The sequence below is a fragment of the Streptococcus sp. A11 genome (assembly GCF_043674225.1).
Classification (GTDB): Bacteria; Bacillota; Bacilli; order Lactobacillales; family Streptococcaceae; genus Streptococcus; species Streptococcus suis_V.
Window position 1 is genome coordinate 21,660 of the sequence record NZ_JBIMJS010000011.1, and the last position, 26,079, is coordinate 47,738.

27 protein-coding genes and 2 pseudogenes are annotated in these 26,079 nt (G+C 42.6%); 12 read left to right on the forward strand and 17 right to left on the reverse strand.

Annotated elements, in window-relative coordinates; genetic code table 11:
• Positions 1–9 precede the first annotated feature (9 nt).
• From ACHBIF_RS07370 to ACHBIF_RS07385, 4 genes are all read left to right on the forward strand, one after another.
• A complete protein-coding gene (locus ACHBIF_RS07370; protein WP_024385222.1) occupies positions 10–678 on the forward strand; it encodes a response regulator transcription factor in 669 nt (222 codons plus the stop codon).
• Complete coding sequence (locus ACHBIF_RS07375) at positions 675–1,616, forward strand: sensor histidine kinase (protein ID WP_394719619.1); 942 nt, start codon at positions 675–677, stop codon at positions 1,614–1,616. The genes ACHBIF_RS07370 and ACHBIF_RS07375 overlap by 4 nt, the downstream gene beginning before the upstream one ends.
• Positions 1,617–1,676: 60 nt before the next feature.
• Positions 1,677–3,182, forward strand: coding sequence for a phosphomannomutase/phosphoglucomutase (locus ACHBIF_RS07380; protein ID WP_394719621.1), 1,506 nt, complete (start codon positions 1,677–1,679; stop codon positions 3,180–3,182).
• A 167-nt stretch (positions 3,183–3,349) separates the two neighbouring features.
• Entirely contained in the window at positions 3,350–4,642 is a 1,293-nt protein-coding gene (locus tag ACHBIF_RS07385) for a hypothetical protein (protein ID WP_394719623.1), read from the forward strand.
• A 98-nt stretch (positions 4,643–4,740) separates the two neighbouring features.
• Here ACHBIF_RS07385 and ACHBIF_RS07390 read toward each other — a convergent pair whose 3' ends face one another.
• Both ACHBIF_RS07390 and xerS read right to left on the reverse strand, forming a co-directional pair.
• On the reverse strand, positions 4,741–5,364 hold the full coding sequence (locus tag ACHBIF_RS07390; protein WP_394719625.1) for a YitT family protein: 624 nt from the start codon (positions 5,362–5,364) through the stop codon (positions 4,741–4,743).
• Between the two features lie 94 nt (positions 5,365–5,458).
• Complete coding sequence (gene xerS, locus ACHBIF_RS07395; protein ID WP_172009048.1) at positions 5,459–6,529, reverse strand: tyrosine recombinase XerS; 1,071 nt, start codon at positions 6,527–6,529, stop codon at positions 5,459–5,461.
• Between the two features lie 396 nt (positions 6,530–6,925).
• Here xerS and ACHBIF_RS07400 point away from each other — a divergent pair, with 396 nt between their 5' ends.
• On the forward strand, positions 6,926–7,360 hold the full coding sequence (locus ACHBIF_RS07400; RefSeq protein WP_394719627.1) for a GNAT family N-acetyltransferase: 435 nt from the start codon (positions 6,926–6,928) through the stop codon (positions 7,358–7,360).
• Positions 7,361–7,400: 40 nt separating this feature from the next.
• Here the strand turns inward: ACHBIF_RS07400 and ACHBIF_RS07405 are convergent, their stop codons facing one another.
• From ACHBIF_RS07405 to ACHBIF_RS07425, 5 genes are all read right to left on the reverse strand, one after another.
• The gene (locus ACHBIF_RS07405) at positions 7,401–8,060 is read right to left on the reverse strand and encodes a SatD family protein (protein ID WP_394719629.1); all 660 of its coding nucleotides are present in this window, start codon (positions 8,058–8,060) and stop codon (positions 7,401–7,403) included.
• A 234-nt stretch (positions 8,061–8,294) separates the two neighbouring features.
• Positions 8,295–8,942 carry a glycoside hydrolase family 73 protein gene (locus tag ACHBIF_RS07410; RefSeq protein WP_105160925.1) on the reverse strand — a complete coding sequence of 216 codons (648 nt, stop codon included), beginning with the start codon at positions 8,940–8,942 and terminating at the stop codon, positions 8,295–8,297.
• A gap of 217 nt (positions 8,943–9,159) precedes the next feature.
• Positions 9,160–10,611, reverse strand: coding sequence for an alpha-amylase (locus ACHBIF_RS07415; protein ID WP_394719631.1), 1,452 nt, complete (start codon positions 10,609–10,611; stop codon positions 9,160–9,162).
• Positions 10,612–10,641: 30 nt separating this feature from the next.
• Positions 10,642–12,210 carry a signal recognition particle protein gene (gene ffh, locus ACHBIF_RS07420; RefSeq protein ID WP_105137850.1) on the reverse strand — a complete coding sequence of 523 codons (1,569 nt, stop codon included), beginning with the start codon at positions 12,208–12,210 and terminating at the stop codon, positions 10,642–10,644.
• Between the two features lie 11 nt (positions 12,211–12,221).
• Positions 12,222–12,554 carry a putative DNA-binding protein gene (locus tag ACHBIF_RS07425; RefSeq protein ID WP_105110178.1) on the reverse strand — a complete coding sequence of 111 codons (333 nt, stop codon included), beginning with the start codon at positions 12,552–12,554 and terminating at the stop codon, positions 12,222–12,224.
• Between the two features lie 187 nt (positions 12,555–12,741).
• On the opposite strand from ACHBIF_RS07425, the pseudogene ACHBIF_RS07430 reads away from it, so the two are divergent.
• Both ACHBIF_RS07430 and ACHBIF_RS07435 read left to right on the forward strand, forming a co-directional pair.
• A pseudogene (locus tag ACHBIF_RS07430) lies at positions 12,742–12,819 on the forward strand (AbrB family transcriptional regulator); the annotation flags it as partial.
• Positions 12,811–12,951, forward strand: a pseudogene (locus tag ACHBIF_RS07435) (type II toxin-antitoxin system PemK/MazF family toxin); the annotation flags it as partial. The pseudogenes ACHBIF_RS07430 and ACHBIF_RS07435, both read left to right, overlap by 9 nt.
• A gap of 32 nt (positions 12,952–12,983) precedes the next feature.
• Here ACHBIF_RS07435 and ACHBIF_RS07440 read toward each other — a convergent pair.
• Positions 12,984–13,682 carry a GntR family transcriptional regulator gene (locus ACHBIF_RS07440; protein WP_105123328.1) on the reverse strand — a complete coding sequence of 233 codons (699 nt, stop codon included), beginning with the start codon at positions 13,680–13,682 and terminating at the stop codon, positions 12,984–12,986.
• 272 nt (positions 13,683–13,954) lie between these two features.
• On the opposite strand from ACHBIF_RS07440, the gene guaA reads away from it, so the two are divergent.
• From guaA to ACHBIF_RS07465, 5 genes are all read left to right on the forward strand, one after another.
• A complete protein-coding gene (gene guaA / locus ACHBIF_RS07445) occupies positions 13,955–15,505 on the forward strand; it encodes a glutamine-hydrolyzing GMP synthase (RefSeq protein WP_394719634.1) in 1,551 nt (516 codons plus the stop codon).
• A 131-nt stretch (positions 15,506–15,636) separates the two neighbouring features.
• Entirely contained in the window at positions 15,637–16,092 is a 456-nt protein-coding gene (locus ACHBIF_RS07450; RefSeq protein WP_260464350.1) for an MFS transporter, read from the forward strand.
• Complete coding sequence (locus ACHBIF_RS07455; protein WP_394719636.1) at positions 16,061–16,690, forward strand: MFS transporter; 630 nt, start codon at positions 16,061–16,063, stop codon at positions 16,688–16,690. Before ACHBIF_RS07450 ends, ACHBIF_RS07455 begins: the two co-directional genes overlap by 32 nt.
• A 99-nt stretch (positions 16,691–16,789) precedes the next feature.
• Complete coding sequence (locus ACHBIF_RS07460) at positions 16,790–17,506, forward strand: glycerophosphodiester phosphodiesterase family protein (protein WP_394719697.1); 717 nt, start codon at positions 16,790–16,792, stop codon at positions 17,504–17,506.
• Positions 17,507–17,598: 92 nt separating this feature from the next.
• On the forward strand, positions 17,599–18,450 hold the full coding sequence (locus ACHBIF_RS07465) for a hypothetical protein (protein WP_394719638.1): 852 nt from the start codon (positions 17,599–17,601) through the stop codon (positions 18,448–18,450).
• Positions 18,451–18,523: 73 nt separating this feature from the next.
• Here the strand turns inward: ACHBIF_RS07465 and ACHBIF_RS07470 are convergent, their stop codons facing one another.
• The 9 genes from ACHBIF_RS07470 to ACHBIF_RS07510 all read right to left on the reverse strand — a co-directional run bounded on the left by ACHBIF_RS07470 (position 18,524) and on the right by ACHBIF_RS07510 (position 25,985).
• Complete coding sequence (locus ACHBIF_RS07470) at positions 18,524–18,937, reverse strand: hypothetical protein (RefSeq protein WP_394719640.1); 414 nt, start codon at positions 18,935–18,937, stop codon at positions 18,524–18,526.
• A gap of 11 nt (positions 18,938–18,948) precedes the next feature.
• The gene (locus tag ACHBIF_RS07475) at positions 18,949–19,707 is read right to left on the reverse strand and encodes an SDR family NAD(P)-dependent oxidoreductase (RefSeq protein WP_394719642.1); all 759 of its coding nucleotides are present in this window, start codon (positions 19,705–19,707) and stop codon (positions 18,949–18,951) included.
• Between the two features lie 52 nt (positions 19,708–19,759).
• Positions 19,760–20,359, reverse strand: a complete 600-nt coding sequence (locus ACHBIF_RS07480) for a lysozyme family protein (RefSeq protein ID WP_105123334.1) — start codon at positions 20,357–20,359, stop codon at positions 19,760–19,762.
• A complete protein-coding gene (locus ACHBIF_RS07485; protein WP_394719644.1) occupies positions 20,360–21,334 on the reverse strand; it encodes a nucleoid-associated protein in 975 nt (324 codons plus the stop codon).
• Positions 21,335–21,336: 2 nt separating this feature from the next.
• Positions 21,337–22,593, reverse strand: a complete 1,257-nt coding sequence (gene glyA / locus ACHBIF_RS07490) for a serine hydroxymethyltransferase (protein ID WP_172021442.1) — start codon at positions 22,591–22,593, stop codon at positions 21,337–21,339.
• Positions 22,594–22,626: 33 nt separating this feature from the next.
• The gene (locus ACHBIF_RS07495; protein ID WP_394719647.1) at positions 22,627–23,229 is read right to left on the reverse strand and encodes an L-threonylcarbamoyladenylate synthase; all 603 of its coding nucleotides are present in this window, start codon (positions 23,227–23,229) and stop codon (positions 22,627–22,629) included.
• Positions 23,216–24,049, reverse strand: a complete 834-nt coding sequence (gene prmC, locus ACHBIF_RS07500; RefSeq protein WP_394719649.1) for a peptide chain release factor N(5)-glutamine methyltransferase — start codon at positions 24,047–24,049, stop codon at positions 23,216–23,218. The genes ACHBIF_RS07495 and prmC overlap by 14 nt, the downstream gene beginning before the upstream one ends.
• Positions 24,049–25,128: a peptide chain release factor 1 gene (prfA, locus tag ACHBIF_RS07505; protein ID WP_394719651.1), complete on the reverse strand. Its 1,080-nt coding sequence runs from the start codon at positions 25,126–25,128 to the stop codon at positions 24,049–24,051. The genes prmC and prfA overlap by 1 nt, the downstream gene beginning before the upstream one ends.
• A 287-nt stretch (positions 25,129–25,415) precedes the next feature.
• The gene (locus ACHBIF_RS07510) at positions 25,416–25,985 is read right to left on the reverse strand and encodes a thymidine kinase (protein ID WP_105123339.1); all 570 of its coding nucleotides are present in this window, start codon (positions 25,983–25,985) and stop codon (positions 25,416–25,418) included.
• Positions 25,986–26,079: the final 94 nt, after the last annotated feature.

Below are 26,079 nucleotides of genomic sequence, written 5' to 3' on the forward strand. Positions count from 1 at the left end.
AGAATGAAGATAATGAAAAAAGAAAAGATTTATATTGTTGAAGATGATGAGATGATTGTCCAACTCTTAAAGCAACATTTGGGCAAATCTTATCAAGTGGAAAGTGTGCAGAATTTCCGAGCTGTCAGTCAGGAAGTGGCAGAAATCAAACCAGACTTGGTGCTGATGGACATTAGCCTACCCTATTACAACGGTTTTTACTGGACAACGGAAATCCGTAAAACCATGACTATGCCCATTATCTTTATCTCCTCTAGCGATGATGAGATGAATGCGGTCATGGCTATGAACATGGGAGGCGATGATTTTGTTTCCAAGCCTTTTTCACTAGGGATTTTGGATGCCAAAATCGGTGCCTTCCTGCGTAGGGTCAATCAATTCAGCAAATCAACTGACTTGTCTATCGACCAATTCCAGCTTAGTTTGGACGGACGATTTTCAAGCGAATCGGAACAGGTTCAGCTTTCACCTACTGAAACCAAGATTTTATCCACCTTACTAGAAAGACAAGGGCAGATTGTCAGCAAGGAAGAACTTTTGGAAAAACTCTGGGAAAATGAAGAATTTATCGACCAGAATACGCTCAATGTCAACATGACTAGATTGCGTAAGAAGGTAAGCGAAGTGGGTTTTGACCGCATTCATACTGTTCGTGGCGTGGGGTACTTGGTCAAATGATAGCAAAATTTATCCGAGAATACCGTAGTTTTTATTTTGCTTATCTGGTCTTGTCTGGTAGCTTTATCTTGCTCTTTTTACTTTACAAACTGCCCACCGAATTCCTGCAAAACGCTCTGCTATTGTCCCTAACCCTTTTAGTCTTACTGACTGCAGGGCTTTTCTGGAAGTTTCGCAACCGCATGAGAGCCTTGGAAGACTATGTTCATGAAGAAGCTCTGCCCCTGCTGAATAAGCCTGTGGACCTTGCCTATCTCAACTTGATTGAAGCAGAGAAAGAGGTGACGCGGGAGCAGCTTTTGGTCTATAAGTCACGTGAAGAAGACCTACAAGCTATGGTCAAAATGTGGTCCCACCAGATGAAGGTTCCTTTGGCTGCCCTGTCCCTCATGAGCCAGACGGACAATTTACATCAGGCAGATGTTGACCAACAATTGCTGCGCTTGGACAATTACATGGCTAATTTACTCAATTATCTCAAGTTGTCCAATCAAGCTTCGGATTTTCGCTTTGAAATGGTCCAAGTGAGAGAAGTAGTGGTGGATTTGGTCAAGAAATACCGGCAACAATTTCTGCAACGCGAGATAAGTGTCGCTATAGATGGAGATTGGCAGCTGAAAACAGACCGTAAGTGGCTCAGTTTTGCCCTATCGCAAGTCTTGGACAATGCCCTGAAATATAACAAAACAGGTGGTTCAGTGACCATTGCCTTGGACAAGGGAATCACGATTTCTGATACAGGATTAGGCATTTTGCCCGAGGATATTCCGCGCCTTTTTGACGAAGGTTTTACGGGCTATAATGGACGTGAACACCAGAAAGCCACTGGTTTTGGCCTCTATCTCACCAAGCGCGTCTTGCACCAGCTAGAATTAGATATTGATGTGGACAGTCAGGTTGAAGTTGGGACAAATGTGCGGATATTTAAATCAGATTAAGAGTTTGCAACCGCCTCCAAAAGTGCTATACTAAGGATAGTATTTCATTGGAGGTTTTTTATGTCTCATCATGTTTTGCAAAATGGATCCGACATTCGCGGGATTGCCATTGCTACTGACGAATACGCTGTTAAATTGACGCCCCAAGCAACCAAGGAAATTGTTAGAGGGTTGATTCATTGGCTGACCCAAAATCAGGAATTGTCCACGCTCTATAAAGAAGGAAAATTGACCATTGGTATCGGTCGTGATAGCCGTCTGAGCGGTCCAGATTTGGCAGATGCTTTTATTGAAGAAGCTGTTGGTCTGGGGGTTCAGGTGATTGACTTTGGTATGGCCACAACGCCAGCTCTCTTCATGAGCACCCAGTATCCGCAGTTTGCCTGCCACGCAGGGGTGATGATTACTGCCAGCCATCTGCCTTATTATTTTAATGGTCTCAAGATTTTTTCGCAAAATGGCGGAGCGGAACACGAGGATATTGACTATATCTTGTCGCATACGGAGGCATTCCCAGCCTTAAGTCTGGGAAGTCTGACCCATGCGGATCTGATTACGCCTTATGCCCAAGATTTGGTTGATAAAATTCGTACAGCCTGCGATGGTCAAGACAAGCCATTGACCGGACTCAATATCATCGTCGATGCTGGAAATGGTGCAGGCGGTTTCTTTGCGGAAAAAGTTTTGGCCGAGCTGGGAGCTGATACAACGGGTTCACAGTTTTTAGAACCGAACGGCACCTTCCCTAATCATGTCCCAAATCCCGACAACAAAGAGGCCATGGAAAGTATTCGTCAAGCAGTACTTAAACAAGGTGCCGACTTAGGCATTATATTTGATACAGATGTGGACCGCGCTGCCTTGGTTACCAAGTCAGGACAAATTCTCAACCGTAACAATCTAATTGCTGTCTTGGCTCAAATTACCTTGTCCGAGCATCCGGGTACGAGTATTGTCACCAATTCCCCAACCTCAGAACACCTAAAAGATTTTATCGAAAGTCTGGGTGGCAAGCAAATTCGCTATATTTCAGGTTATCGTAATGTGATCAATCGCGCCATTGCTGCCAACCAAGCTGGTGTAGATTGTCAATTGGCTATCGAGACGTCAGGTCATGCAGCCTTTAAGGAAAATTATTTCTTGGATGACGGTACCTATGTGGCTGCCAAAATTCTCATGCTTCTGCCTCAGTTGCAAAAGGATGGCAAGTCCCTGGATGATTTGATTGCACAGCTGAAACAACCTTTAGAAACGCAGGAAGTGCGCTTTAAGTTGGAAGTTGAGGATTATCGCGCTCTAGGTGAGCAAGTCATTGCCGACTTGCAAGCGACATCCATTAACGGTTTTATTTTCAATCCAGAGAATGAAGAAGGAGTGCGATTTGATGTAACAGACCCTTATGGAGACGGCTGGTTCCTTCTCCGCATGAGTCTCCACGAACCGCTCCTGGTCCTTCAAATTGAAAACGACCAATCAGGTTATATGCCGAGCATTTTGAAACGTTTGTCTGAATTCTTGGACGGCTATCCAGCTGTTAATCAGACCAAATTAAAAGAATTAGCATAATTAGATGAAAGTCAGCCACTTGGTTGGCTTTTTGGTGTTTTTCTGGCTAGTTTTAAGCAGTTTTAGAAACATTTACAAGATTTTTTCTTAAATTTTTACACAAAATGCTTGACTTATCAATAATTAGTGATAAAATAGGATTACAGAAAGAAAGTGAGGTACTTAACATGACACTCGTTTCAAATCCTACTCAATTAATTAACGCTTTGGACAATAATGAAAAAGAAATTGTTATCACACGTACCATGACTTTTGCAAGTTCCATCTATCTTCCAGCTGGTATCGACATCAAAGGTCAAGCACAAGAAAATGGCGTTCTGCCAACTGTATTCTTTTCACATTCTGATGGTTTTATCTTGAAAGGCGATGCTAAGATTTCTGATTTAACAATCTCAGCTCTTCAAGATAAGAAAGCTATTTCACTTGTGCCACAACAAGTTCGTGACAACTTTGGTCAGATTTCACTTATAAACTTGATCGTGGACGGTCAAATTTCAATGATTTTCCGTGCACCAACCATGACTGCACATGTCGACACACACAACGTCTTGGTTCGCAAAGCAGATACGCGCACCTACCTTGAGCAACCACAAAAATATGGCGTAAACGTCCTGCAAGGTGCTTATACCCTTTACAATTTTAACCCCGATGCTAACAGTAAGATTACAGCAGCTATCAGTGAATTGAACATCGGTCAAGACGGTCAACCTGTCATCGGATCTGGTGTCTTTGTTTCAGGTTTCAATGATGCTGGTGGTCAAGTTGCGATGGATAAAATGGTCTTGGGTTCAGTTTATTCTACTGGTCTCGTTCCTCAAGGTGCGGCAGATTTCATCACCGGTGGTGTCTTTGTTGTCTATGGTGCCCATGTTCACGAATTGTATCAGCTCGGTAAAACCGTTACTTACGGCGTCAATGACATGGTCTTGGATGCTTGGGGAACTGTTGATAAATGGGTCGTAGAAGATGAAGTGATTTCCTACGGTCAATCTGGTGTTGGTTTCGTAAACTTCGGTACTGTTAATGATTTCCAAGCGAAAAAAGCCATTTCTACCTACGGTGTCGGAGCTCGCGCCTACAATCAATACGATGGTACCTTGAAAGTCGGTCATTTTGCTGAAATCAATACCTACAATGATGGTGCTGTTGGTATTCAAATTTCCAAAGAAGTCGGTGAACTGCATATTGAAGGCGATATTACGACCCACGGTGGTGTTGGCCAATCTCTTGTAAAAGGTGTCAACGTGGATCTTCCAGCCTATGCCTTTTCTATCAAAGATGGCGGTTACCTTCATAAACTTCATGTCAAAGGCTCTATCCTTAGCCACGGTGATAATGTTACAACTGTCACTATGGAAGATGGCGGTCGTTTAGACCAAGTCGCAGTGGATGGTAAAGTCGCTGCACTGGGCAACAATAGCAAAACCTTCAGCGATGAAACTGTTGAAAAACGATTTTAAGAATGAAGCTAAACGAGCCTAGGATTTCCTGGTCTCGTTTTTAGTAGTAAATTCCGATTAGAAAATTGACATAGAAAAATGAGATTGGAAGTCCAACCTCATTTTTTTCTTCTGAAAGCAAGTTGTTGCAAGAGCGAGATAATTGGTCCAGTGAAGAGCATGGCAATAATTGTTCCTTCGCGAATTCCTAGAAATGGATTACCAAAGAGGAAAGAGAGAAGAAGCGCTGTTACAACCATTCCAATATCACAGGCCAATTTGACGCTAGAAAATGGTTTATTGATCACTTGGGCAATTGTTTTGGGCAACCCTTCGCCCGGCATGACAATCGTATCCGCATTGACCTCAACAATGACACCGATTGCCAAGATAAAGACAGAGATAATCAAGACAATCAACTGGACTGGATAAGATTTACTGGACAAGATTGGAGCGAACAGACCGTAGAAAAAGTTAATAAACAAGCCAAACAAGGTTCCTGGTATTAACTGAATGAGGTAAGGAATTGCCTCGCTCATCTTCTTTGGTCTAGCTAAGACAAGTTGAATAACAACTAGCAGGGCTAAGAAGAGCGCCGTGTTCAGACCGATGGATGAACCCATAGATTCTGAGACGACGTTGGGCACAGCAGCAATTGGCGACGTGCCGAGCAGGGATATTTTTGACATGGCAACAGCAATGGCCATGGTTGTGATTCCAAAAACAAATTTTACGATTTTCATAATTTTATTTTAATACAATATCGACGAAAATCAAGTATTAACTCACTAATTAGTAGATTTGTTATTTATGTTTGCATAAAATAAATTATGTAAATCACAGTTTATCCAATGCATTTTTTTGCTCATCATTGACAATATGGGTATACAAATCAGTAACTTGCGTATTGGCATGCCCCAGTTGATGGCTGACCAAGACCTGCGACTTGGTTGCATCGTAGAGTCTGGTCGCAAGCGTGTGGCGGAGTTTGTGGGGCGTTACACGAATTTTGAAATCAGACGAATACTTGGCAACCATTTTTTCAATAGAAGAGGCATCCATGCGATTGGGTATCCCACGATATTCGGAAAGAAAGAATGCGATGTCAGTCTTTTCAGCCTTATAGCGTTGCTGCCGGATGGTCATATAGGCTTCCAGATAGGGCTTGGCAAAGCCAGCAATATTAACAGAATCCCGTTTACCACCTTTTCGAGTGACTTCGATAATCATCAATTTCAGATTAACATCCTTGAGGTCCAAATTGACGGCCTCAGACAGACGGACGCCAGAGGCCAAGAGCAGGGCAAGAATGGCTAAATCACGCTCCTTATTTTTTCGGAAAGAAGATTTTGCACGGTTGGAGAGTTTATTTTCGTATTCTGTGTCCACGTATTCCAGAAATTCCATGGTCTCGTCGCCCAAAAAGAGTTTCTGCTTGATATTTTCCGCCCGGGCAGCCAAGGTTTCTTTTTTCTTCTTGGTCGACACCTTTTTCATGACATTACGGTAGAAGTAGGGCTCACCCTGATCATTTTCCACTTCTTCGGTTAAATACTTGAAGAGACTAGAAAGTGCCGATAGAGTGCGGTTTATGGTGGTCTGCGACACACCATTCTGCGTGGTATTGGCGTTCAGTAAGGGACGCTCCCGCAGATAAAGAATGAAGGCTTCCATATCTTTTTTGGTCAAATGTTCCAGAATATCCAACGGAATATCAGCAATCCGTTCCACAGATACCAAATCTGAATCCTGTAACCACTCAAAAAAACGACGATATTCTTTGAGGTATTCATAAAGGGTTGTAAAACTATAGGGAACCGCCAACTTGGATTGGTAATAATCCAAGACATACCAAGGCATGATTTCTTTCAATTCCTCAATTTTTTCCAATAATAATTCACGACGCATGATGATTTCTCCGAGATATTTTATTTAAAATTAAGTATTGTATTTTGGAAGAATTTTCAGCCTTCGCATTTATTTCGAAATTATAAAATACATATTTTCGGCAAAAATTTTTTCTAGTTATCATACTAGTAGTATACCATAGTTTTATATAAGTTTCAAGAAAATTATAGTTTTTCGGAAAGATGTTATATAGATTTTCTATTTTATAACCAAAAAATTTTTTTTTAGGAAAAATCAGCTAAAAATGTACTTAATTCAAGGCTAAACTGGAATTTCTAGATACCCTTATTTTTCCATAAAAATGTACTTTATTAACTAGAAAACTGGAAATTTTTTCAAAAGTACATTTTTCTAGTTTGATAATAGATATGTATAAATTCTGAGGTGGTTAAATTTATGCTAAATTTCATACCTATCAATCCTGACAACTGGCGAATTCCGCTTTCCATTTTTCCTTCACAGACAGGCTTTGTTGCTGATAAGATGACCACGCTGGCTCAAGCTTTTGCCTACCGTGAATTTAATAGCCAGGCTTATTTGATTTATGACCATCAATTGCCTGTCGGTTTAATCATGTATCACGATTTACCTCAAGTCCAAGCCTATCACCTATCAGAATTTTTCATTGATAAACATTACCAGGTTCAGGGCTATGGTCGACAAACTATGAATCAATTTTTAGACAATATTCGTAGAGAAAAACGTTTTTCAGCCGTTGAATTATGTATCCTTGAAAACAATGATTTAGCAAGAAAACGATATGGATTCCTTGGATTTGTGGAAACAGGTGATGCTGACGGAGATGAAATCGTATTTCGTTTGAATTTATAAAATCCAAAATTTGCATATTAAATATTATGTAAACTATTTTTTATTTATTTGATAACTGCATCATTAACTCCATAGCCGTTTCTTGATTACGGAGATAGACCTTGATGCCTGTTGATTTGACCCGTTTTGTAAAGGCACTTTGACTGAGTTTCAGTTTCTGAGCTAGGGATTTTTGCTTAAAATGTTCAGAATAAATGCCAGTCTCTACCAATCTTAGGATGAATTCCTTTTGCGAATGACTCCACCGATCTCGCATAAAATCGCTGGTCGCTAAAAGACTGTTAATGACCTTGTCAATATGGGGATAGTCAGAAGAAAATCCGTTGGCTCTACTTCCGTAATCGTCTTGTGACTGGACCAAAGTTAGAGCTTTTTCAGCCTCACGCTGAGCTTGAGAATCGCTTGAGAAAATGCTGGTTTTCTGCACTGCATCATCCAGCTCACCCAAACCAATTCCTATTTGTAACTGATAACCTTCGGCCAGAGACAGATGTAAATAATCAAGAATTTGCAATAAATCCACGTTGGGTTTGACTTGAGCCTCTAGCAGTCCACCTCTATGGAGAGTAAAATCAGTCAATAATTGACTAGCATAAACCTGATTTAGACGACTAATAATCGTGAGAATGTTTATTTCTGTTTGTGATTGGCTTGATAAAGGTGTAATCTGGCCAGTAATCATCATCATTTTATTCATCATTCTATTTTAATGGAAAAATATAAAAATGTCCATTATAATAGAATTATTTAAAATATTTATTATGTAACTAGGTCATTACTAAACTTCTATCAAGACTGAAAGAAACTATACTAGCACTTCCCTGACTTTTTTACATTTTACATATTAAAACCCAGCTAAATGGAATAATCAGTCTAGCTGGGTTTAGTTAATTAGTTCATTGTGGTACGGATAAATATAGATGAATGGAAGATTCTAGCGATTTGCCCAGGCGATATCAAGATTTAGAGTCTCTTGAGTTGTATATTGTGCGCGATATGGATTCCAAATTAAATTAGCTACTGACGAAACATTCTCATTAATATAATATCCATCGTATTGTGTCAATCCATGAAGTTCAATGATATCATTAAGTTTTTCAGCGTAGGCTGTATCTGTTGCGTATGTACCAGTTAAAGCATTAGTAGCATCCAAGTAGCTACTGGTGTTGGAACGCCAAAAACTGTTAAAGCGAGGTTGGCGAACAATATTTACGTAATCAGCTAAAGACTCATAATAACTTGGATAAGTACGAAAATAATCAACGATATCATAGGTATTTCCATATCCATCATCTTCCCATGTTTGAAGGGATACAGATTGTCCATTGTATGCTCCCTTGATACCAAATATGTTATTGTACGGGGAAATTGATAACCCAGATTGTCCATAATTAGATTCATGTATAGCCTGTGCAATCATGACAGATGGATACAAATCATAGGTGTTGGCTAATTGCTGCGCAGATGGTGCAATTGTATTGATGAATTGTTGTCTATAATCTGCCACTACATATTCTGTAGCTTCAGCCTGTCGAATCGTCTTATTCCAAAATACAAATAAACTAATCGTTAAAAAGACCATACCACTGCCAGTAATATTGAGAGAGGATGTTTTTTCATTGATTGAAAATATTGACTTCTTGAATACTGCATAATACCTAAATCCTTTTTCATAGTTTAATGGTAATCATTATACAATTTTCAGACATTAATACTCAAGATAGTTTACTTTATTACTTTGTTAATTTTATATTACAAAAAAGTTTGCATAATATTTGTTATGTAAACTTAATTGTTAGTTATTCTTCTACCCATACGGAAACCGAGCCTGGATTGACATAGAAACGCCCCCATCCATTTTCATCTAATTGAACGGTGTCTTGTCGATGACCGGTTGCATCTACAAATACTTTTCCAGCATTTAAAGTTCCCATATCCATGTCTTTGTATCCTTCATCTGCATTGCTGATAACGCAGGCTAGACCTTTAGGATGCTCATTATCCCCTTGGCAAACCCAACCAATACAATTTGGATGATCGAGATAATCAATCTGTGGACCGTAGGTATGATGCTGACGGATAGCAAGTAATTTATCCAAGATCTCATTGAAGGCAGCTTGTCCAAATTCACCTGAAATGCCGTAATAATCACCGTAGAATAAGGTTGGCAATCCTTGTTGACGTAGCAAAATCAAGGCGTAAGCAGCTGGTTTGAACCAATCTGCGACTGTTGATTCTAGCGCCTGTCCACGTTGTGTATCATGGTTTTCGACAAATGTAACGGCAAAATCAGGCTTTGTTTTCACCAAGCTACCATCAAAAATGGTCCGTAAATCGAAAGATTGCCCTTCATTACCCGCCTGAAAGAAATTCATGTGGAGCGGAACGTCCACCAAGTCAAGTTGGTAATCTGTACCGTCGATATAACTTTGACTATCTACTTCACTGTCTTTCCAATATTCTGCGAAAGCATACAGGTCAGGTTTAACTTCTTGTCGGATAAATTCCATAAAGGAAGCGATAAAATCTTCCCCAATATGCTTGGCAGCATCAATCCGAAAGCCATCAACCTGAGTTGTTTCGATAAACCATTTTACCCAATCTTTGAGATGCTCTACTACTTCTGGGTGCTTGAAATCAATGTCATTGAACATCAGGTAATCGTAGTTACCGTGCTCTCCGTCGACCTGATCCTGATTGGCCCAGCCCTTGTTCTCTCCTACGATTTGATAAATGCCCGTTTCATTGTGGGCAGCATCAAAATCAAGCCCTGTGAAATGATACCAATGCCACTTAAAATCATTGTAGACATCGTTACGACCTTGGAAATCATAACCAGTATAACCCTTGATTTCATAGGGCTCAGAAAGACTTTCTTGCCGATTATCAGGGTTCATCCGACGAACTTGGAAGCTTTCTTGGTAGTCTCCACCAGCCTTGTGGTTGAGGACAATATCCGCAATCACTGCTATCCCTTGTTCGTTGAGAGCATGAATAGCAGCCAGATACTCATCTTTTGTTCCGTATTTGGTTGGAATGGTGCCTTTTTGGTCGAATTCTCCCAAATCAAACAGATCATAAATCCCATAGCCGACGTCATCTGGTCCTGTCGCTTTAAAGGCAGGTGGCGTCCAAACATGGCTAATTCCTAATTCTTTCAGATGCGGAGCGTCATTTTTTAGCCGATTCCAATGGTCGTGATCAGCAGGCAGATACCATTCAAAGTATTGCATTAATGTAGAACGTGTCATCAAATCTTCTTTCTATTTGTGGAGAACGGATTATTTACGCTTTTTCTTAGCTTTTTTCATCTTGTTGACTTGACGTTTCATGGCCTGCTCCATGGCAAATTTTCCAATCTTGCCTTTGAGCCCACCACCAAACATGGATGACATGTCAGGCATACCAGCCCCGCCCATCAGTTGGCTCATATCGGGCATTCCGCTACCACCCATCATATCTTCTAAGGCAGACATATCCATATTGTTTGGCATATTTTTCGGAAGATTATTAGGGTTAATGCCCATCTGTTTCATCATTTTGCTCATGTCACCAGACATCATGCCTTGCATGAGGGATTTTGCTTGGTTGAAATCCTTGATAAATTTATTGACTTCGACAAAGCTATTCCCTGAACCTTCCGCAATCCGACGGCGACGGCTCGGAGTTAATAAATCCGGATTTTCTCGTTCTTCAGGCGTCATTGAGGACACAATGGCACGCTTACGAGCAATCTGTTTTTGGTCAACCTTTAGATTTGCCAGAGCTGGATTGGTTGACATACCAGGAAGCATTTTGAGCAAGTCTTCCATCGGTCCCATGCTTTGTACTTGGTCGAGCTGGTCAATGAAATCGTTGAAATCAAAGGTGTTCTCGCGCATTTTTTCCGCCAGTTCCAATGATTTCTTCTCGTCGTACTCCTTGCTGGCCTTTTCAATCAGCGTCAACATATCCCCCATACCGAGAATACGAGATGACATACGGTCTGGATGGAAGGTTTCGATGTCCGTAATCTTCTCACCAGTACCAGTGAATTTGATAGGTTGGCCAGTAATGTGACGAACAGAAAGCGCCGCACCACCACGCGTATCACCGTCAATCTTAGTCAAAATCACACCAGTGATCGCCAACTGGTCATTAAATTCCTTAGCAACATTAGCGGCCTCTTGACCAATCATGGCATCGACTACTAAGAGGATTTCATTTGGTTGGACAAAGTCTTTAATATCACGCAATTCCGCCATCAGGGCTTGGTCAATCTGCAAACGACCGGCCGTATCGATGAGGACATAGTCATTGTGGTTGGCTTTGGCTTGTTCCAAACCTTGGCGCACAATTTCAAGGGCAGGAACTTGGTTGCCCAATTCAAAGACAGGAACATCAATCTGTTGCCCTAACGTTTTCAACTGGTCAATGGCCGCTGGACGGTAAATATCCGCCGCAATCAAGAGAGGACGCGCATTCTCCTCTTGCTTGAGTTTGTTGGCCAATTTACCGGTAAAGGTCGTCTTACCAGCACCTTGGAGACCAGCCATCATGATAACGGTTGGAATTTTCGGTGATTTGATAATCTCAGCCGTTTCCGAACCCAGAACCGCCGTCAATTCTTCGTCGACAATCTTGATGATTTGTTGAGCTGGATTGAGGGTATCGATGACTTCGTGGCCAATGGCACGCTCACGCACCTTCTTGATAAAATCTTTGACGACTGGCAAGGCAACGTCCGCCTCAAGCAAGGCCAAACGGATTTCCTTGGTCGCTTCTTGAATGTCGCTCTCGCTGATTTTTCCTTTTCCACGCAGATTTTTAAATACGTTCTGCAAACGCTGGGTTAAATTTTCAAAAGCCATGTGTTCTCCTTTTAATCTCGATTATCAATGCTGGTCAGGACAGAGATTTTTTCATGCAAAAACGCATCTTCTGGATATTTTTCCAAAATCTCATCGAAAATTTGGCTGCGCACAACATAGTCCGAGTACATGTGCAACTTCATTTCGTAGTCCTCTAGCAATTTTTCGGTTCGTTTGATGTTATCATAAACCGCCTGACGGCTCACCTGAAATTCCTCAGCTATCTCTGCTAAACTATAATCATCCGCATAATATAGCTCGATATAGTTCATTTGCTTGTCCGTCAATAAGGCAGCGTAGAATTCAAATAAGGCATTCATTCGGTTGGTTTTTTCAATTTCCATAAACTTTATTATATCAAAAATTCTAACGTTAATAAATAAGAAAATCCGTTTCTAGTGGGAAAACGGAGTGTTTGTTTGCATAATTTTATTTATGTTTGTTTAAAGAGTTTTAAGACGAGCGAAAATACTCAAAAACCTTTGACTTTTTTGTCAAAACCGTGTATACGATGTACGGAGGTATCCTTTTATGAATACTGTGAAAACGCATAAGGTGGGTAATTCACTGGCAGTAACCATTCCTAAAGAACTAGGCATTAGTGAGGGCGTCGACGGATTCGTCAATCCTATGCAACTCTATACTTTTGATTTCATAGCTAGGAATACCAGCAAAATCACACAGTTAGATACTTGGACTTTCCAGAAAGTCGTTCAGCTTTACAATTATATTTTTGAATAGAGTCGAAAGGCTCTATTTTACTTGCTCTTTTCCTAATTATTCTCCAAATAAAACTCAAAGCGTTCGCCAACGTACTGGCTGTTCACAAATTCAAAGGCCTGGCCGTCATCCAGGTAGGAAACCTGTCTCAGAGCCAAAATTGGCTGATTTTTGCTGATGTCTAGGTAGTTAGCCACCTTCTCATTGGCCAGCCGTGCAAAAATGGTCTGCTTGCTGGTGCCGATTTTATAGCCATTGTCCGTCAAGGTCTTGAAGAAATGATTGGTCACTTCCTCCTTGGGAACGCTTTTAATCAGACGCTCCGGAATGCTGGCAACTTCATAAACGACAGGGACATTATCAGCATAGCGAACCCGTTCCATCCGGACGACATATTCCCCCTTGGTCAAGGCTAGCTGTTCAACTTCTTTCTCATTTGGTTTGGTTCGAGTATAAGACAAGAGCTTGCTACTCGGCTTTTTGCCCTGCAAGAGAACCAACTCTGTAAAGGAGGTCGTGCCGCGCATCTTTTCTTGAACCCGAGTGCTGGCCACATAGGTGCCGGAACCGACCTTACGCTGGAGCACTCCTTCTTCGACCAGGAGGGTGATGCCTTGGCGCAGGGTCATGCGGGAAACGCCGAACTCATCGGACAGGTCACGCTCGCTGGGCAGGCGCTGGCCAATCTTCCAAACACCCTGGTCAATCTGCTCCTTAATCTTATCGTGAATGGTAATATATGCTGCTTTCATTTGTCAAACCTCTCTCCGTCTAGTCTACCAAAATTAGACCAATTTTACAAAGGTCAGCTGTTTTTTATGAGCAAAAATAAGACATGCAAACAATGACTGGTAATCTGCTCAAATAAAACAAGTAAATTCAAGAAAAAAACGAACATGGGATTTCAAAAAAATCGCCATAGTTTGGAAAACTGATAATTGACAAATATAGTTTGGAAAATGTTCGTATTTATGGTAAAATAGCTATCAGTATTTGAATGATTTTCAAATGGAAAGGGAAAAACATGACAAAACAAGATGTCCAAAAAATTATCGTTCTGGATTATGGTAGCCAGTACAACCAGCTGATTTCACGTCGCATCCGTGAATTCGGTGTCTTTTCAGAACTGAAAAACCACAAAATTACTGCTGAGGAGGTCCGCCAAATCAATCCGATTGGTATCGTTCTTTCTGGTGGGCCAAACTCAGTTTACGCGGAAAATGCCTTTGACATTGACTCAGAAATTTTTGAACTGGGGATTCCAATTTTGGGGATTTGCTACGGTATGCAGCTAATTACCCATAAATTGGGCGGTAAGGTGGTGCCTGCTAGCGAGGCTGGTAACCGTGAATATGGTCAGTCAACACTTGAACTCAAGGCTGAGTCTGCTCTTTTTGCTGACACTCCTTCTGAGCAATTGGTTCTTATGAGCCACGGTGACGCTGTGACGGAAATTCCAGCTGACTTCCACTTGGTCGGTCTGTCTGCGGATTGCCCTTATGCTGCCATTGAAAATATCGAACGTCGCATCTATGGTATCCAGTTCCACCCAGAAGTTCGTCATTCCGTATACGGTAATGACATCTTGAAGAATTTTGCCTTTGGTATCTGTGGTGCGCGTGGCGACTGGACCATGGAAAACTTCATCGAGACGGAAATCGAGAAAATCCGTGCAACTGTTGGAGACAAGAAGGTTCTTCTGGGTCTGTCTGGCGGTGTGGACTCGTCTGTTGTCGGTGTCCTTCTGCAACGTGCGATCAGTGACCAGTTGACTTGTATCTTCGTTGACCACGGCTTGCTCCGTAAAAATGAAGGTGACCAGGTAATGGAGATGTTGGGTGGCAAATTCGGTCTCAATATCATTCGCGTAGACGCTTCTAAACGTTTCCTAGATTTACTTGCTGGCGTATCTGACCCTGAGAAGAAACGTAAAATCATCGGTAATGAATTTGTTTACGTATTTGACGACGAGGCAAGCAAGTTGACAGATGTAAAATTCCTGGCTCAAGGCACGCTTTACACCGATATTATCGAGTCTGGGACGGATACGGCTGAGACAATCAAGTCTCACCACAATGTGGGCGGACTTCCAGAGGATATGCAATTTGAGTTAATTGAGCCGCTCAATACCCTCTTCAAGGATGAAGTACGTGCGCTAGGAACGGCACTCGGTATGCCTGATGAGGTTGTGTGGCGTCAGCCATTCCCAGGTCCTGGACTGGCTATCCGTATCATGGGCGAAATCACCGAGGAAAAACTCTACACTGTCCGTGAGTCAGACGCTATCCTCCGTGAGGAAATTGCCAAGGCTGGCCTGGACCGTGATGTGTGGCAGTATTTCACGGTCAATACTGGAGTTCGTTCGGTAGGTGTCATGGGAGACGGTCGTACTTATGACTATACCATTGCTATCCGTGCTATCACTTCTGTCGATGGCATGACAGCTGACTTTGCTAAGCTTCCGTGGGATGTCCTTCAAAAAATCTCTGTCCGCATCGTCAACGAAGTCGACCACGTCAACCGCATCGTCTACGACATTACAAGCAAACCACCAGCAACAGTTGAGTGGGAATAGAATAAGTTACTCAAAAAACCGCATGAAATAAAGTGTTTCATCGGTTTTCTTTTATCGTTAGCACCAGTTTAGCACCAAAATATAAAAACTACCAAAATTAATGGTAGCTCATCCTACTTAAAAGCAAATATATTCTTTCTCTCTTTCTCCTACCCTATTTTGGTGCCTTATCTGACAGGTTCAACAGCCGGCACGGCAAGCGGATTCCCTTCGTCTTTCTAGGCAGTCTGCTAATCTGCTTTGGACTGGTCCTTCTACCCTATGCGACCAGCCACAAACTTTTCTGGCTCTTCAATCTTGGCTTGGAACTTGTCTTATTTGCCATGTCCATTTCTCGGGCTCCTGCTATTGCCCTCGTGCCCGATTTGACACTCAAGCCTTTGCGTAGCAAGGCTAATGCCATCATCAATCTTATGGGTGCTGTCGGTGCAATTCTAACGCTCATTGACCTAGCCCTGCAGGTCGATAAGTCAGACCAGCTTGACTATACTGCCCTCTTCCTGACAGTTGGACTCATTTTGCTAGTCAGCTTTGCCATTCTCCGCTGGAAAATTGATGAAAAAAATGGTCATCCCGGTCCAAAATGAAGAGGAAGAGACTAGAAGAACGGGCGAGCTCGACAAGGAAGTCAAGATTTCCCTCTTTTTCCTGCTGGTGTCCATCTTCCTGTGGTTCATGGCCTACAACGGCATTACGACTGCTTTTTCACGCTATGCTATCGCTGTCTGGGACATGGATGCTGGCCAGGTGGCACCCTCGCTCATGCTGGCTACTATTGCAGCAATCATTACCTATATTCCCTTTGGATTTTTAGGGACAAAAATCGGTCGCAGAAAGGCGATTTTGTTAGGAATTTGCCTGGTTTCTGCGACCGATCTTCTCGGTATCATCCCGACCGCTTTTTCAGCCCTGGTCTATCTATCTTTTGCTATTATGGGGGTGGGTTGGGCCTTCATCAATGCTAATTCCCTGCCTATGATTGTAGAGATGAGTCATGTTTCGGATGTGGGCAAGTACACTGGCATGTACTACACTGCCTCTATGGCGGCGCATATTGTGACTCCCATTTTGTCTGGTTTTCTCATGGAGGTGCTGGGATTTGGTGCCCTCTTTCCCTATGCCCTCCTCTTCTCCATCCTGTCCTTCCTGACCATGATTTTAGTCCGGCACGGGGATTATTCCTAGAAAGGTTGCTATGCTTTATTTACTCGGATTCCTCATTCTCATTGGTTTATTGATTTTTTTGCTCAAACCTCGCATGGGGCGGGTTGACTTTGGTCCTTTCTGGGCTGGGATTATGCTCACAGGGGTTTTTATGATAATAGCGGAGCTGCACCGGAAAATAGTCTGGCAGCCTATGCTCTAGCTGTGCAGAAAGGCTACGGTATCGAGTTTGACATCCGGATGACCAAGGACAAGGAACTAGTCCTCATCCATGACCCCAGCTTGCTTAGAACCTCTGGCATTGACCAAAATATCGAAGATTGCCACTATCAAGAACTGCAAAAATACAAGCTTTTCAATAGCCAAGAAGGCATTCCTCGCCTGGCTGATATCCTGGATCTGGTAGCAGGCAAGGTGCCTCTCATCGTAGAAATCAAGTCGGAGAGTAGGGACGTTCTGGAAGTCTGTCAGCGCGTGACCAGCTATCTGGACAGCTACACAGGAGCTTTTATGGTGGAATCCTTCAATCCCCAGGTTGTCGCCTATTTTAAGAAACATCGCCCTAACTCTATTCGTAGACAATTGTCTGGTGATTTAAGTAGGCAAAAGGGGCTGATTTACTTTGATATCAAACACCTGCTGACCAATTGTCTCACACGACCAGACTTTATCACCTACGAGCATGAATTTCAGAAAAATCCATCGCTCAATCTAATTCGCCTGCTCTTTCGCATCCCTCTGGTGGTCTATACAGTAAAGACCCCTCAAGCATACATTAGCAATAAAAAACGCTTTGACATACAAATCTTTGAAGGCTTTGATTCCAAGGAAATGTAGTCAGAGCATTTCTTTTTAAAAATAAGTTTAACAAGTTTTACTTTTAACTGGATTTGCAGAAAATTTTCTGCTATACTGGTTTTATGAAAAAAATGAAACTTGGACAACTCCTGAATTTACCCACTTTTCACCAATTATACAGCATTCCTATCGAAAGAAAAGCCGAACAGCATGAGAATTATATAATCGTTTTTAGCCAGGGCGAAACGCTTTTTGTAGACAGCCAGAGTGAGAACGGTCAGACTTCCCAAGCCCGCTTTGCCAGTCATTTTACAAGGGAGCAACTCCTGATTGGCCTTGGTGCAGTCCCTCTCGATAGCTTGGATACCTGCCGTATCCTTGACATCCAGCCAAATATCAGCCATAGAGGTGCTACGACACCTTATTTGCTGGAAAACTATGGTAGCTTGCCTCATTTTAAAAAAATGGCAGAGCGTTACCGAGTTCATGAACGGTCGATTATCTTTGACCCCTACCGCTATTCTTACACGGTAGATGAGAAAAAAATTGCCAAGGACAGAGGATTTACAATCGTTGACCAGAAGGATTACGAAAAAATCCGTGATTTCAAGCCTTTCTTGCAAACCAATCGTGGCACGGTCTATGCCCTTCCCTGTACGTATCATGACATCAAACGCCAGCAAGAAACCAAGATTTATATCATGGGCTGGTATTTTTATAACCAGCAAATCAAAATCTCCTGGAAACCGTCCCATTCACGAAAGGCCCGCTGGCGCTCCTCGATCATCTTTATTGACAAGATTACTGATAAATTCTTCTTTCAAGGAGAACTCTATAAAAAGGGAAGCTTCCCAATATTCTTAGAAAATCTAGCCCTTTCCACTGGAACCTCTCAAAAATTCCCCGCAGTTAAACAGACCTATGACCACTTCTTGGACACAGTATACCAGCAGAAAATTGGAACCGGTGTACGGAAAAAGTAAAAACTGGGCATGAAACCCAGTTTTAGAATATTTACCTGTAGAACTAAAGGACATTCAAATCTTCAGCTGTCTCTTATGGCTGGTGGACCAGTTTGTTGTCTTTATCATAGATTTCGCCATTTTGGTAGACCCAGTAAAGCGAACCGTCATTCCCTTGTAGCAGATTGTAGGGAATAGACTCTGTCCGAGTATAATTTCCTTCAATGACAATCCAATCCTTGTCGCCTAAGATCATTTTGGCATAGTCAATGGTATCCTGCCCGCTCTCTAGTTGGACCCCTCTGTTTAATTCTGAAAGATCTTTTCCTGAAACTTCTGTGGTCTCAGAGCTACTGGTGCTAGTTGAACTACTTGCCCTTGTCGATGAAGAGCTGCTAGATGGGGAACTGCTGGTGCTTATCTGCCCTATTCTTGTTTTATTGGTGCAGGCACCTAAGAACATGGCAGATAGAAGTAAGATGGATAAACTGTTTCCAAACTTTCTCATAGCAAGACCTCCTACTCACGGTGAATGGTAAATCCTGTTGCTTGCTTGGTGGCCATGATCGTCATATCTGAAATCTGCACATGGGCTGGTTGATTCGTTATAAAAATGGTGCAGTTGGCAATATCTTCTGCCTGAAGTGCATCAATCCCTTGGTAAACTGTTGCTGCTCGCTCCTTGTCTCCATGGAAACGCACCTGGCTGAAGTCCGTCTCCACAATTCCTGGTTGCAATGTTGTCACCTTGATGTTTTTATCAATGGTATCAATGCGGATACCGTCGCTCAAGACCTTGACAGCAGACTTGGTTGCAGCATAAACAGCCGCACCTGCATAGGCATAAATCCCAGCAGTTGAGCCGATATTGATGATGTGACCATTATTGTTTTCTACCATTTGTGGCAAAATCTGGCGGGTCACAGTCAACAGACCACGAACATTGGTATCAATCATAGTCAACATATCAGCCAAATCATATTCTTGGAACTTATCCAGTCCCAAAGCCAGACCAGCATTGTTGACCAAGACGTCCAACTGTCCAACTTCTTTCATAATCTGCTGGCACTGCTCTATAACTTCTTCTACATTAGTTACATCAAACACAGCCAAAGTCACATTGATGCTATAACTTGTTTCCAAGTCCTTTTTAATCGTTTCTAGCTGTTCCTTCCGGCGCCCAGTAATAACTACATTATCACCGTTTTTGGCAAAGGCATATGCAATGGCCTTCCCAATTCCGCTACTTGCACCAGTAATCATACAGGTTCTTGTCATCTTGGTACACCTCCGTTCATATTTCTATTATAACACTTTTTAAGAGGGAGGGTTAAAAAAGATTGATAAGGCGCATCAGATACATGTTAAATTGGACCTGGCGTGAATAGTACATATTGCCCCCGTTGACATAGAGCTTGCCGCCATTGACAAGAGCAAGTGGATGCCAGTAGGTATAAGTTTCTAGACTAGTATTACCCAAACTTGGTGCGACTACTGTTTTGGAATACTCCTCAGCCAAATTCAGGGAGTTCTCACCTCCATTTGCAGCCACATAATCAATATAGGTCTGCCCAAAATTGTAGGCCTGAACTGCCGTCCAAACATCCACCCCACGTTCTCCTGCCAGCTGCAAATTCTGACTGAGATAGATAACACCTTGGCGGATGCTCTCCTTGCTATCTGTAATGGCATTAATGTAGCCTGTCGCAGATTCACTGGACTGCATAACGTCGACCTGTTTTCCCTTTGTCTCTGTATAAATCATAGCCAGTACCAATTCTTCATTTGCTGCGGTATCATTTTCAGCCAGGACTTCTTGGACCAAGGGCTGAAAAGTCATGACCTGCTCAACCGCATGATAGGTCTGGTACAATTGATAACAAAGAAAAACAAGGACGACAAGAAAAATCGTTCTTGTAATTTTTTTCATTTATTTACTCTTAATATCTTCGATGTTTTTAATCAAAATGGAGTAGGTTCCGTTAGGATTTTGGATGAACTCCACCGACTCTGCATCCTCATAGACTGAATTCGGTACAATCAGCTCGATGCCATTTGATAGGGACAATTTCTGATTTTCAAATTTTTTGAGCTGACGGCTGGCATCAATCTCATCAAAGGAAACCTTGTCTGGGATGACTTCCTTCAGCTGGTCGACAAAATTCAAGCGGGCTGTGAGATTGTTGTCAAAAAGCTGGTCGGCCAATTTCTCAGGCGATAACTCATTGTCCTCTTCCAAATGATTATAGATAGCCGACTTGACCTTGGACTGGAATTGGAAATCCCCTTGATGAAAACTATCCGCAATTTTTTGTGCGGTCTGCTCAAGGGCCTTAATGGATTTTTTGGCCGAATGAGCTGGCGTAACTTGCAAAAGATTATCTGAAAAATAGTTGAGAAAGGCTCCGTTGTGCTTGATTCTTTTCTCAATCAGGTGGTATTTGTAGGTCTGCAAGTTGATGATGAGGGCTTCGTCAGGTGCGGAGCCTGGACCAGGCAGATTGTTCTGGGTAATCTTCAACGGGCTGCCGCTTTCCGAGCCAACGTGGGCCAGGTTTTCACGTAGAGAAATCCGCAAAAATCCAAAATGTTCAATTCCATTTTTCTCAAAAGCCACAAAAATCAAGTCATTGGTCTTAAGGTTTTCAGAAATTGAAAACTCTTCCTTCCAGAGATTGGCAATTTTGACCGAATTTTCCATCAGATTACCTGACAGATTTTCTAGGAAGGGATTTTCCGAATCAAATTGGCCAGTTTTGGCCTCGTCTGAAAAGACACGTTCAATTTTTTTGCGTAAATATTCTTCTATTTTAGGACTGACAGTCAAAAGCTGGTCGGCAAGGACCAGCTCTGTATCGTCAGGACTAAATTGATGTATGATTGCTTGTTTTACAAATATATCCATTTTTAATTTTCATAGAGTGGGAAGCGGTCTGTCAAGCTGCGAACATCTTGGCGGACTTGTTCCAACACAGTTTCATTTTCAGCATTTTTCAAGGCTGTAATGATGAAGTTAGCTACCTGGCGGCACTCTTCTTCCTTGAAACCACGAGCTGTCACAGCCGCTGTCCCTATACGAATACCAGAAGTCTTAAATGGAGACAAGGTTTCAAATGGAATAGAGTTCTTGTTAAGGGTGATACTTACTTCATCCAGCAAGTTTTGGGCAACTTTTCCGTTTTCAACGACTTTGGTCACATCAACTAAGAAGACATGGTTGTCTGTTCCACCAGAAATAACTCGGAAATTCTCGTCAGCTTTGAAGACATCTGCCATAGCCTGACAGTTTTTGATAATCTGGCTTGCGTAGTCTTTGAAGGCTGGGTCCAAGTTTTCCTTGAAGGCAACAGCCTTAGCAGCAATAACGTGCTCCAATGGACCACCCTGCATACCTGGGAAAACTGCAGAATTGATTTTCTTAGCCAATTCTTCGTCGTTGGTCAAAATCAAGCCACCACGAGGGCCACGAAGGGTCTTATGAGTGGTTGTGGTAACAATATGTGCATGTGGAACGGGATTTGGATGAAGACCAGCTGCAACAAGACCTGCGATATGAGCCATATCTACCATCAAGTAAGCACCAACTTCATCAGCAATTGCACGGAATTTTTCAAAGTCAATGGTACGAGAATAGGCAGATGCACCTGCAACAATCAATTTGGGTGATACTTCTTTTGCACGAGCCAAAATTGCATCGTAGTCCAAGACTTCTGTCTCCTTATCCACACCATAAGCTACGAAATTGTAAGTCTTACCTGAGAAGTTGACAGGAGAACCGTGGGTCAGGTGACCACCAGCTGACAAATCCATACCCAAAACAGTATCACCTGGCTGGATGAGCGCCATATAGGCTGCTGCATTAGCCTGGCTACCAGAATGCGGTTGTACATTGGCAAAGTTAGCACCGAAAATTTCCTTAGCGCGCTCGATAGCAAGATTTTCAATCACGTCAACTACTTCTGTACCACCATAATAACGTTTACCAGGGTAGCCTTCCGCGTATTTATTAGTAAGAATAGATCCCTGAGCTGCCATAACAGCCTTAGAAACGACATTTTCAGAGGCAATCAATTCAATATTGTGTTGCTGACGATCTTCTTCGTCCTTAATCGCATCCCAAAGTTCTTTGTCAAATTCTTTATAATCAACTAAATCGAAAATCATCTATGATACTCCTATTTTATAGTTATACGTGGGTCAATCTGCAAATTCAATTTCAGGTACAGCAGCCAAAATTTCTTCCTTGGTGATGGCACCTTGACGCAAAATTCGTGCTTGCTGACCAGAAAGGTCCAAAATGGTCGAATCTACACCAGTCAGGGCTTGATCATCCTCAAAGCCTACCAGCTCTTGAGAAAACTGGGCCTGAATATCCTGGAAATATCTTCCGCTTTCTTTTCCTGATAAATTAGCAGATGGACCAATGAGAGGGCCAATCATGTTTATCAATTGTAAGGTTTTTTCGTGCTTTGGCACCCGAAAACCTACAGTTGCCAGACCTGAATTTATCCAAACAGGAACATTATTGTTCGCTTTTAGGACAATTGTTAGGGGGCCGGGCATAAAACTATTATACACTTTTTCAAGAAAAAAGGGAGGATTTTGACTAAAATAATGAATATCGTTCAGGTTTGACACATTTAGGTTCATAGCCTTATCGCGCGGGCGTTGCTTGAGCTCGTAAACATGATTAACAGCGGTTTCCGACAGGGCCTTGGCAAAAAGCCCGTAGACGGTCTCCGTCGGCATAATGACCGCACCGTCGTTTTCAATGATTGTTAGGATTTTATCTATTGTCATCAGCAACCACCTTCCTATCCTGACCAAATTGGTCCTTCAGTACTCGGACATTTTTTTCTGGGAAATGCTGACGCAGCAAATCAGACACCTGCTGCCCTTGTTTGTAGCCAATTTCAAAGTAGATTTTTCCATTATTAGTCAAAAATTGACCAGCTTGCTCAATGATATTTCGATAGATAGCCAAGCCTTCTTCTTCTGCAAAGAGCGCTACATGTGGCTCTGATGCAAGGACATTTAGCCCGACCTCAGCCTTATCATCTGGCGAAATATAGGGCGGATTGGAGACGATGATGTCAAAGGTTCCAGAAATATTTTCAAACAAATCGGACAGGATAAACTGGACGTCAACCTTGTTGCGCTCAGCATTTTCCTGGGCTAAAGTCAGTGCGTCGGGTGAAATATCTACTGCAACTACATCCCAATCTGCTCTAGCATGAGCAAGAGAAACCGCAATAGCACCGCTGCCAGCTCCAATGTCCAAAACTCGTAAATTAGCTCTGCTATTTTCCGACAAAACCAAATCAACCAACTCCTCTGTCTCAGGTCTCGGAATGAGCACCCGCTCGTCCACCTTGAAACGCAATCCGTGAAAGTCCTCGTAACCAAGGATGTACTGAGCTGGCTGATGCGCTTTGAGCTGCTGAAAAATCTGCTCGATCACGTCCCGCTCCTCAGTCGACACTTCTTGACGAAGTAGCAAGACAAAGGCAGTCAGATCGAGATTTTTCAGACCTCGATAGACAAAAGAGAGGCCCTCAGGCTCCTCTCCAACTGCCAAAAGCTCTGCCTCATAGGCAGAAAAAAGTTGGGCGTATGTCATTACTTATTCAGCTCTTCCAGTTTTTGCGTTTGATCGTAAAGCACCAAGGCATCGACAACTTCATCCATCTTACCAGACAAAATAGTATCCAGTTTTTGTAGGGTCAAGCCGATCCGGTGGTCGGTCACACGGTTTTGCGGGAAGTTGTAGGTACGAATCCGCTCCGAACGGTCACCAGTGCCGATGGTTGACTTGCGCTCAGCATCCTGTTCGTCTTGGGCGATTTGAGCAAAATGGTCTGCCACACGCGCTCGGATGATTTTCATAGCCTTGTCACGGTTCTTTTGCTGGGTACGCTCTTCCTGCATTTCAACCTTAATGTTGGTCGGCAAGTGAACGATACGCACGGCAGTCGCCACCTTGTTGACGTTCTGACCGCCAGCACCAGAGGCGTGGTAAATGTCGACACGAAGGTCTTTTGGATCGATGTCGTATTCTACTTCTTCTACTTCTGGCATAATTAGGACAGTTGCTGTCGAAGTGTGGACACGGCCTTGGCTTTCCGTTACAGGGACCCGTTGAACCCGGTGAGCACCTGACTCGTACTTGAGTTTTGAATAAACGGATTGACCAGAAACCATAGCCACGACTTCTTTTATACCACCGACGCCGTTGTAAGAGGCCTCCATGACTTCAAAGCGCCAGCCTTGGCTTTCTGCGTATTTTTGGTACATGGTCAACAAATCGCCAGCAAAAAGTGCGGCCTCATCACCACCAGCTGCACCACGAATTTCCAAGATAATGTTCTTGTCATCGTTGGGGTCTTTTGGCAAGAGAAGGATTTTTAATTTCTCTTCATAGGTTTCTTTGTCAGCCTTGGCTTGTTTGAGTTCTTCCTTGGCCATTTCTTCCAAGTCGCTATCACCAGAAGATTCTTTAATCATCTCTTCTGCATCAACAATGTTTTGAAGTACAGTCTTATATTCGCGGTAGGCTGTTACAGTATCACGCGTTGCCGCCTCTTCCTTTGATAATTCCATAAAACGCTTGGTATCGCTGACCACATCCGGGTCAGACAACAATTCACCAAGCTCCTCGTAGCGGTCTTCCACCGCCTGTAATTGATCGTAAATGTTCATAAAATTAAGATACAAAGCCCGTTAAGCAAGCACAGTCAAAATAGGAATTTCGACCAAGTGTTACAAACACTTGGAGAAATTATCTTTTTGACACAGCTTGTAGGGCGTGTTCAATTCCTTTCTGTAATATATAGGTCATGAAATAGGCACAGTTCGTAGCCCGAATTCAGTTCCTTTCTAAATATTTGACCGAACACACTTCTAGTTAGCTTATAGGCGTGTTCAAGTCCGATCTCCAAATATGGACAGATTTGTAACTCCATATTTATTTATTTGATTCAAAATGGCTATATTTCTGGCGAAAAATAATGTTTGCGGCAAACTGGGATATATGTTTCGTTGCCTCCGATTTGGATTTGCTCTCCCTCGTAGGTCGGTTTGCCGTCCTGGGTTCGCAAGACCATGGTTGCTTTCTTTGAGCAATACTGGCAAATGGTTTTGATTTCTTCAATCTTGTCCGACAAGAGTAACAAATGTTTCGAGCCTTCAAACAATTCATTTCTAAAATCATTTTTAAGACCGAAGGCCATAACTGGCACACCGAGTTCGTCTACCACACGGGCCAGGTCATAGACGTGATGACGTCGGAGAAACTGAGCCTCGTCGATGAGGACACAATAAGGAAGCGGGTCCATTTTCTCAATATAACCAAATACATCCATCTGGTCGTCAATGGCCACCGCATCTCTTCTCATACCAATTCGGCTAGAAACGATTCCGAAAGCATCACGGGTATCCAGTGCCGAAGTCATAATGACAACGGGTTTTCCCTGCTCCTCGTAGTTGTGGGCTACCTTGAGAATTTCAATGGTCTTACCAGAGTTCATGGTACCGTATTTATAGTATAATTGAGCCATTTTTCCTCTTCCGTTCTAAAATTTCACTCCCTCCATTTTATCATAAAATCACTATTATGGGAAAGAGAAAAACAAGCCCAGTTGAGCTTGTTTG

Coding starts and splice junctions, on each gene's coding strand:
- ACHBIF_RS07455 (WP_394719636.1), top strand. CDS start 16,061: ATGAAAAAAATGGTCATCCCGGTCCAAAATGAAGAGGAAGAGACTAGA.
- ACHBIF_RS07410 (WP_105160925.1), bottom strand. CDS start 8,942: ATGGTCTTTTTAACGATTAGTTTATTTGTATTTTGGAATAAGACGATT.
- ACHBIF_RS07475 (WP_394719642.1), bottom strand. CDS start 19,707: ATGACAAGAACCTGTATGATTACTGGTGCAAGTAGCGGAATTGGGAAG.
- xerS (WP_172009048.1), bottom strand. CDS start 6,529: ATGCGTCGTGAATTATTATTGGAAAAAATTGAGGAATTGAAAGAAATC.
- ACHBIF_RS07465 (WP_394719638.1), top strand. CDS start 17,599: ATGAAACTTGGACAACTCCTGAATTTACCCACTTTTCACCAATTATAC.
- ACHBIF_RS07400 (WP_394719627.1), top strand. CDS start 6,926: ATGCTAAATTTCATACCTATCAATCCTGACAACTGGCGAATTCCGCTT.
- ACHBIF_RS07510 (WP_105123339.1), bottom strand. CDS start 25,985: ATGGCTCAATTATACTATAAATACGGTACCATGAACTCTGGTAAGACC.
- prfA (WP_394719651.1), bottom strand. CDS start 25,128: ATGAACATTTACGATCAATTACAGGCGGTGGAAGACCGCTACGAGGAG.
- prmC (WP_394719649.1), bottom strand. CDS start 24,049: ATGACATACGCCCAACTTTTTTCTGCCTATGAGGCAGAGCTTTTGGCA.
- ACHBIF_RS07405 (WP_394719629.1), bottom strand. CDS start 8,060: ATGATGAATAAAATGATGATGATTACTGGCCAGATTACACCTTTATCA.
- ffh (WP_105137850.1), bottom strand. CDS start 12,210: ATGGCTTTTGAAAATTTAACCCAGCGTTTGCAGAACGTATTTAAAAAT.
- ACHBIF_RS07495 (WP_394719647.1), bottom strand. CDS start 23,229: ATGACAATAGATAAAATCCTAACAATCATTGAAAACGACGGTGCGGTC.
- ACHBIF_RS07480 (WP_105123334.1), bottom strand. CDS start 20,359: ATGAAAAAAATTACAAGAACGATTTTTCTTGTCGTCCTTGTTTTTCTT.
- ACHBIF_RS07415 (WP_394719631.1), bottom strand. CDS start 10,611: ATGACACGTTCTACATTAATGCAATACTTTGAATGGTATCTGCCTGCT.
- guaA (WP_394719634.1), top strand. CDS start 13,955: ATGACAAAACAAGATGTCCAAAAAATTATCGTTCTGGATTATGGTAGC.
- ACHBIF_RS07375 (WP_394719619.1), top strand. CDS start 675: ATGATAGCAAAATTTATCCGAGAATACCGTAGTTTTTATTTTGCTTAT.
- ACHBIF_RS07485 (WP_394719644.1), bottom strand. CDS start 21,334: ATGGATATATTTGTAAAACAAGCAATCATACATCAATTTAGTCCTGAC.
- ACHBIF_RS07380 (WP_394719621.1), top strand. CDS start 1,677: ATGTCTCATCATGTTTTGCAAAATGGATCCGACATTCGCGGGATTGCC.
- ACHBIF_RS07385 (WP_394719623.1), top strand. CDS start 3,350: ATGACACTCGTTTCAAATCCTACTCAATTAATTAACGCTTTGGACAAT.
- ACHBIF_RS07470 (WP_394719640.1), bottom strand. CDS start 18,937: ATGAGAAAGTTTGGAAACAGTTTATCCATCTTACTTCTATCTGCCATG.
- ACHBIF_RS07440 (WP_105123328.1), bottom strand. CDS start 13,682: ATGAAAGCAGCATATATTACCATTCACGATAAGATTAAGGAGCAGATT.
- ACHBIF_RS07390 (WP_394719625.1), bottom strand. CDS start 5,364: ATGAAAATCGTAAAATTTGTTTTTGGAATCACAACCATGGCCATTGCT.
- ACHBIF_RS07425 (WP_105110178.1), bottom strand. CDS start 12,554: ATGGAAATTGAAAAAACCAACCGAATGAATGCCTTATTTGAATTCTAC.
- glyA (WP_172021442.1), bottom strand. CDS start 22,593: ATGATTTTCGATTTAGTTGATTATAAAGAATTTGACAAAGAACTTTGG.